Origin of the sequence: Phreatobacter sp., from assembly GCF_052440005.1 — a bacterium.
GTDB lineage: Bacteria > Pseudomonadota > Alphaproteobacteria > Rhizobiales > Phreatobacteraceae > Phreatobacter.
In genome coordinates, this window is sequence record NZ_JBQVQL010000057.1 from 24773 (window position 1) to 31597 (window position 6825).

7 protein-coding genes are annotated in these 6825 nt (G+C 70.6%); 5 read left to right on the plus strand and 2 right to left on the minus strand.

Annotated elements, in window-relative coordinates:
• Nucleotides 1–44: 44 nt before the first annotated feature.
• The gene (locus ACT6XY_RS14615; protein ID WP_444749056.1) at nucleotides 45–1184 is read right to left on the minus strand and encodes a DUF2336 domain-containing protein; all 1140 of its coding nucleotides are present in this window, start codon (nucleotides 1182–1184) and stop codon (nucleotides 45–47) included.
• Between the two features lie 151 nt (nucleotides 1185–1335).
• Between ACT6XY_RS14615 and ACT6XY_RS14620 the strand changes: the two genes are divergently transcribed.
• Together ACT6XY_RS14620 and ACT6XY_RS14625 are read left to right on the plus strand one after the other, a co-directional pair.
• Complete coding sequence (locus ACT6XY_RS14620) at nucleotides 1336–1704, plus strand: ArsR/SmtB family transcription factor (RefSeq protein ID WP_444749057.1); 369 nt, start codon at nucleotides 1336–1338, stop codon at nucleotides 1702–1704.
• Nucleotides 1701–2237, plus strand: a complete 537-nt coding sequence (locus ACT6XY_RS14625; RefSeq protein ID WP_444749058.1) for an SRPBCC family protein — start codon at nucleotides 1701–1703, stop codon at nucleotides 2235–2237. The genes ACT6XY_RS14620 and ACT6XY_RS14625 overlap by 4 nt, the downstream gene beginning before the upstream one ends.
• 9 nt (nucleotides 2238–2246) lie before the next feature.
• Here ACT6XY_RS14625 and ACT6XY_RS14630 read toward each other — a convergent pair whose 3' ends face one another.
• On the minus strand, nucleotides 2247–2831 hold the full coding sequence (locus ACT6XY_RS14630) for a glycosyltransferase (RefSeq protein ID WP_444749059.1): 585 nt from the start codon (nucleotides 2829–2831) through the stop codon (nucleotides 2247–2249).
• A gap of 205 nt (nucleotides 2832–3036) precedes the next feature.
• Between ACT6XY_RS14630 and ppdK the strand changes: the two genes are divergently transcribed.
• From ppdK to ACT6XY_RS14645, 3 genes are all read left to right on the plus strand, one after another.
• A complete protein-coding gene (ppdK, locus tag ACT6XY_RS14635) occupies nucleotides 3037–5715 on the plus strand; it encodes a pyruvate, phosphate dikinase (RefSeq protein ID WP_444749060.1) in 2679 nt (892 codons plus the stop codon).
• A 79-nt stretch (nucleotides 5716–5794) separates the two neighbouring features.
• Nucleotides 5795–6082 carry a hypothetical protein gene (locus ACT6XY_RS14640; RefSeq protein WP_444749061.1) on the plus strand — a complete coding sequence of 96 codons (288 nt, stop codon included), beginning with the start codon at nucleotides 5795–5797 and terminating at the stop codon, nucleotides 6080–6082.
• Nucleotides 6083–6086: 4 nt separating this feature from the next.
• Nucleotides 6087–6825 (plus strand): ArgK/MeaB family GTPase (locus ACT6XY_RS14645; RefSeq protein WP_444749062.1); only part of this gene is annotated, 739 nt, incomplete at its 3' end.

Consider the following 6825-nt stretch of genomic DNA (forward strand, 5'->3'; position numbering starts at 1 on the left):
TGCGGGCTGTGGCAGCCGCCAGGGCCCGCGTCAATGGCCGTGGATCAGCCGATCGCCACGGGGACCGCGACGGGTTCCGCCGGCGGTCGCGCACCGGGCGCCCGCTTGGCGCCCTGGCCGCGCAGCAGCGCCAGTTCCGCGTCGATTTCCTTTTCCGTCAGCATCCTGTAGCGGCGCAGCAGCCCGCGCGGATCGGGCGCCGCCCGGCGCCAGCGGCGGCAGAACGATCCCACCAGGGAGACGAAGACGTTCTCGTCCAGCGCCACGGCGCGGGCCATGGCCTCGAAGGGCTCGATGCGGCCGCGCGCCAGCGCGGTGATCAGCGCTTCCCGCTCGATGCCGAGCGTCACCCCGAGAATCTCGAGGGCCGGGATCACCTGGTCCGTCGCCGCCAGCAGCATCAGCGCCTCGGCCAGCGACTTGGTTCCGTCCCTGAGATCCCGGCGCACGTCATCGGCGCTCTCGGTGACGTCCTTGAGCAACCGGATGCGCCGCACCTTGGCGATGATCGCCTCCGAGGCGAGCTTCTGCGCCTCCTGCACGGCGTCCCGGTCCAGCCGCTCGAAGAGCACGGCCTTGAGATTGTCCGGCACGACGAGGGCGAGGCGCAGTGCCTCCTCGGGGCCAAGTTCCGCCCGGTTGCACAATTGCTGCTGCAGCTGCGGATCGTGCGAGGCGCGCGTCACCATCCGCGAAACGGCTTTCGGCGAAAGCGTCACGAACCGGTTCTCGGCGAGGATCCGCACGGTACGGGCATCGCCCACCTCGGCCAGGGCCTCCGCGGCCTCCCCGCTGAGGTCTTCCCGGTCGGCCATGATGCGCGTGTCGACGTAGCGCCGCTGCTTGCCCAGGTTGAGGATGGTCGAGGGCTCGGGGGTAGCATGGCCGAGCGAAATTTCCGCTACCAGTTCCTCGTCCTTGTCGATGGCCGCGAAGGTGCGCGGCAGGTCGAGGTCGAGGGCACCGAAGGCGCGGGCGAAGTAGACACGCCGGTCGATCGGCATGGGCGGCAGCAGGTGGGCGACGATCCGGTCGAGCCGCTCCTGGGCCTTCGGAGAGGGCCGCGGCCTGTCCGGACCGAACTGGCCGAGAATGCCGGTCACCAGCGCCTGTTGTGCCGCCGGAGGCAACTGCTCCACCGCGGCGAGGACCTGTTCGACGGGATTTTCGAGCGAGGGAAGCATGGGGGCTCGCGCTGCCGGCTGAGGGGTACGACAATGCCGCCACTTCGATAACGTCACGTAAACGTTAAGCGCGGAGGGCGCGGCCGACGGCGCGATAAGATATTAAACCTTGTGGTTGACAATCGGCGGTCGACGGCAGATATTAAACCACATGGTTGAACAACGCGCCGTCCCTCTCGACACCGTCTTCCGCGCCCTCGGCGACGGCACCCGCCGCAGCATGCTCCGCACACTCGCGGACGGCGAAATGACCATCGGCCAGCTCGCTGCACCCTTCGCCATGTCGCTCGCCGCGGCCTCCAAGCACGTCAGGGCGCTCGAGGATGCCGGTCTCGTCGCCCGCGAGGTTCGCGGGCGCACCCACTGGTGCCGCCTGGTCCCCGGGCCCCTCGCCGCCGCCCATGAATGGCTCGGCTTCTACGAGAGGTTCTGGACCGGCCGCCTCGACGTCCTGGAGCGCCTGCTGCGCGAGGACGATGCCCGACGCTCTTCCACCCCACCGACAGGAGATGAGACATGACCGACATCGCGACCCTCGACCGCTACGGCGCCCTCACAGAGCCCGCCACCCTGACCATCAGGCGGCTGCTGCCGGGCTCCGCGGACCGCGTCTGGTCCTACCTCGTCGACGGCGAGCTCCGGCGCAAATGGCTGGCCGCCGGGGCGATGGAAACGACGGCAGGGGCGTCCTTCGAGCTGGTCTGGCGCAATGGTGAGCTCGACGAACCGCCGGGCCGCCGCCCCGAGGGTTTCCCGGAAGAGCACCGCATGGCGGGCCGTATCCTGGAGATCGATCCGCCGCGCCGCCTGGTCATCTCCTGGGGGACGGAAGGCGGCTCCGTCGCCTTCGACCTTGAGCCCCGGGGCGACGCGGTTCTGCTCACCGTCACCCACCGACGCCTCGTCGACCGCACGTCCATGCTCAACGTCTCGGCCGGCTGGCACATGCATCTCGACGTGCTGGCAAGCCGCCTCACGGGAGAGCCGCGCGAGACCTTCTGGTCGGGCTGGCAGCGGCTCAAGGAGGAATACGCCGGGCGCCTGCCCGCGTGATCCAGGTTGCTACCGGGCGACCTGTGTTGCCCGGCTGCGCAGCGTCAGCGTCCGCCGGCGGCCAAGCCGGCGGGCGAGGGCGCTTTCGCTGTCCGGACCGGGCCTGTGGCCGCCGAGCGCCCTGTAGTGGTCCCGCGACAGCAGCAGGCCCTGATGCGGATCGGCACCGCCGCCGAGCAGGAACCTGGCGCGCGTCAGAGCCAGCTGCGCCTTGGCCGCGAGGCCGTAGTCGTCGACGCCGAGGGTGAAGGCGGCCGCACGGCGGTGCGCCTCCTGGCGGCGCGTCACCTGGTCGAGAAAGCCGTGGACGTCGCGGATCCAGCCCTCGTCCAGCACCACCCCGGGGCGGATGAACATCAGCCAGGGCGCCTTCGCCCCGCCGGCCGCCGCGGCGAGCCGGCTGCCGGGATCGGCGGGCCCACGCAGGAACCGGCATCCCGCGACGTCCGCCACAGCCTCCGTCCCGTCCTCCGATCCCCCGTCGGCGATCACCGCCTCGATGACGATCCCGTCCGCCGCGCCCGAGACCAGGGAGGCCAGTGTCGGCACCAGCCGGCGCTCGTCGTTGAGGGTGGGAATGATGACGCTGATCACGGCGGGGGAACAATCCTCTTGCGTCGCAGTATAATCGTGCCGCACTGCATTCATCCAGCCTTCATCGCAGCGTCATCAATGTCGCAGCGGGCGGATGGAGGAGGCGCGGTTGAAATGGCACGCCGAAAGCGCCTAAAGAAACGCGCCGCAGCAATCGGCCCCGTCCGGCGTCGGTGCAGCGCATGACAAGTCCGGGAATTCGACCATGACGCAATGGGTCTTCACCTTCGGCGACGGCAAGGCTGAGGGACAGTCGAGCATGCGCGACCTGCTCGGCGGCAAGGGCGCGAACCTCGCCGAGATGTCCAACATGGGCCTGCCCGTGCCCCCCGGCTTCACCATCACCACCGAGGTCTGCACCTGGTACTACGCCAACGGCCGCTCCTATCCGGCCGAGCTCAGGGACCAGGTCGAGGCCGGCCTCGCCCAGATCGGCGTCCTCACCGGCAAGCTCTTCGGCGACGCCGAGAATCCGCTGCTCGTCTCGGTCCGCTCCGGCGCCCGCGCCTCCATGCCGGGCATGATGGACACGATCCTCAATCTCGGCCTCAACGACGTCACCGTCGCCGCCCTCGGCAAGGGCTCGGGCGACGAGCGCTTCGCCTATGACAGCTATCGCCGCTTCATCCAGATGTTCTCCAACGTCGTGCTCGACGTGGACCACCACAATTTCGAGGACCTCCTCGAGGTCTACAAGGAGCGCAAGGGCCTCACCCTCGACACCGACCTCTCCGCCGACGACTGGAAGCACCTCGTCGGCGAGTATAAGCGGCGCGTCGAGGAGGAGACCGGCGCTCCCTTCCCGCAGGACCCGCGCGAGCAGCTCTGGGGCGCGGTGGGCGCCGTCTTCTCGTCCTGGATGAACCAGCGTGCCATCACCTATCGCCGCCTGCACGCCATCCCCGAGAGCTGGGGCACCGCGGTGAACGTCCAGGCCATGGTCTTCGGCAACATGGGCGAGACCTCCGCCACCGGCGTCGCCTTCACCCGCAATCCCTCCACCGGCGCGAAGGAGCTCTACGGCGAGTTCCTCATCAACGCCCAGGGCGAGGACGTGGTCGCCGGCATCCGCACGCCGCAGAACATCACCGAGGTCGCCCGCATCGCCGCCGGCTCCGACAAGCCCTCCATGGAGACCGCCCTGCCCGAGGTCTACGGGCAGTTCATCGCCGTCGCGGCGACGCTGGAGAAGCACTACCGCGACATGCAGGATCTCGAGTTCACCGTCGAGCGCGGCAAGCTCTGGATGCTGCAGACGCGCAACGGCAAGCGCACCGCGAAGGCGAGCCTGCGCATCGCCGTGGAACTGGCGAACGAGGGCGTGCTGACGCGGGAGGAGGCCGTCTCGCGCGTCGAGCCGGGCTCCCTCGACCAGCTCCTCCACCCCACCATCGACCCCAAGGCCGAGCGCCGCGTGCTCGCCACCGGCCTGCCGGCCTCCCCTGGCGCCGCCCAGGGCGAGATCGTCTTCAATTCCGACGAGGCCGAGGCCATGAAGGCCGGCGGCCACAAGGTCATCCTGGTGCGCGTCGAGACGAGCCCCGTGGACATCCTCGGCATGCACGCCGCCGAGGGCATCCTCACCACCCGCGGCGGCATGACCAGCCACGCGGCCGTGGTCGCCCGCGGCATGGGCAAGCCCTGCGTCTCCGGCGCCGGCTCGTTGCGCGTCGACTATGCCGCGCAGACCATGTCCATCGCCGGCAAGGTGCTGAAGAAGGGCGACGTCATCACCATCGACGGCTCCACCGGCCAGGTCCTGCTCGGCGAGGTGGCCATGCTCCAGCCCGAGCTCTCCGGCGAGTTCGCCACCCTCATGAGCTGGGCCGACAAGGTCCGCCGCCTGAAGGTGCGCACCAACGCCGAGACCCCCGCCGACGCCCGCGTCGCGGTGGAGTTCGGCGCCGAGGGCATCGGCCTCTGCCGCACCGAGCACATGTTCTTCGACGAGGAGCGCATCGTCGCCATGCGCGAGATGATCCTCGCCGACGACGAGAAGGGCCGCCGCGCGGCGCTCGCCAAGCTGCTGCCGATGCAGCGCTCCGACTTCGTCGAGCTGTTCGAGATCATGGCGGGCCTGCCCGTCACCATCCGCCTGCTCGACCCGCCGCTGCACGAGTTCCTCCCCCACACCGAGGCCGAGATCGCCGAGGTCGCCGCCGCCATGGGGGCCGATCCGAAGAAGCTGAAGGCGCGCGCCGAGGAGCTGCACGAGTTCAACCCGATGCTCGGCTTCCGCGGCTGCCGCCTGGCCGTCGCCTATCCCGAGATCGCCGAGATGCAGGCCCGCGCCATCTTCGAGGCCGCGGTCGAGGCCGGCCGCAAGAGCGGCAAGCCCGTCGTTCCCGAGGTCATGGTGCCGCTGGTCGCCACCAAGGCCGAGCTCGACCTCGTCAAGGCGCGCATCGTCGCCATGGCCGAGGCGGTCATCAAGGAGACGGGCGCCAGCCTCGACTACATCGTTGGCACCATGATCGAACTGCCGCGCGCCGCGCTTCAGGCCGGCAAGATCGCCGAGAGCGCCGAGTTCTTCTCCTTCGGCACCAACGACCTCACCCAGACGACCTTCGGCATCTCGCGCGACGACGCCGCGAGCTTCCTCAACCCCTACCTCGCCAAGGGCATCATCGAGGTCGATCCCTTCGTCTCCCTCGACCAGGAGGGCGTCGGCGAGCTCGTCCAGATCGCCGCCGAGCGCGGCCGCAAGACCCGCCCCGACATCAAGCTCGGCATCTGCGGCGAGCATGGCGGCGACCCCGCCTCGATCCACTTCTGCGAGATGGTCGGCCTCGACTACGTCTCCTGCTCGCCCTTCCGCGTGCCCATCGCCCGTCTCGCGGCGGCGCAGGCGGCCCTCGGCAAGGCGGCGGCGGGACAGGCCTGAGTCGGTTCCGCGCCCCGGTTGGCGGGGCGCGGCCTTCCGTGCGAGGCTCGGCCGGCATCCAGGAGACCCGACGCGCCAGATGACCGACGTGACCCGCCCCAAACTGCCGCTCGCCGGCCTCGTCTTCGTCGCCGTCATGCTGGCGGCGGGCGTCGCCTTCGCCGTCCTGTTCAAGGCCCATCCGGCCCTCGGGCAGACGGTGCCGGGGCTGATGTGGCTGCTCGGTGTCGCGCTCGTCTGCGACGTCGCCATCAACGTCCTGTCCATGCAGGGCCGCGCCGAGGGGCCCCTGCCGATGCCCTGGCGCTTCGGCGGGTTCTTCGCCGCCGCCCTCCTCCACCTCGCCACCGTCTCCCTGCTCGGCTGAGGCCATGGTTCCCGCATCCGTCGAGGCGGTTCGCACCGGTGGAAAGCGCGGGCTCGCCGCCGCTCTCGCCGCCATCGAGACCCGGGCCGGCAGCGAGGCGCTCGCCCGCTTCCTCGACGCCGCCTGCGCCGAGGCGCGCGGCGCAACCCTCGGGCTCACCGGACCGCCCGGAGTCGGCAAGTCGACACTGACCAACGCCCTCGTCACCGCCTGGCGCAGGGCCGGCGAGACCGTCGGCGTCATCGCCGTCGATCCCTCCTCGCGGCGTACCGGCGGGGCCCTCCTCGGCGACCGCGCCCGCATCGCCACCGATCCCGCCGACCGCGGCGTCTTCGTCCGCTCCATGGCGGCGCGCGACCGGCTCGGCGGCCTCTCCGACCAGACGGTCGCCGCCATGGTCGTCATGCGCGCCGTCTTCGACCGGGTGCTGGTCGAGAGCGTCGGCATCGGCCAGTCGGAAGCCGACGTCGCGATGGTGGCCGATACGGTGGTCCTCTGCATCCAGCCGGGCTCGGGCGACAGCCTGCAGTTCATGAAGGCCGGTGTCATGGAACTGCCGGACGTCATCGTCGTCACCAAGGCGGACATGGGCGCACCCGCCCAGCGCGCCAAGGCGGACGTGGAGGGCGCCTTGACCCTCGTGGCCCGCGACGCCGGCGCCTGGGTCGCGCCGGTCGTGCTGGTCTCCTCCACGACCGGCGAAGGCCTCGACGCGCTCGCCGCCGCGCTCGCCGCCCACCGCG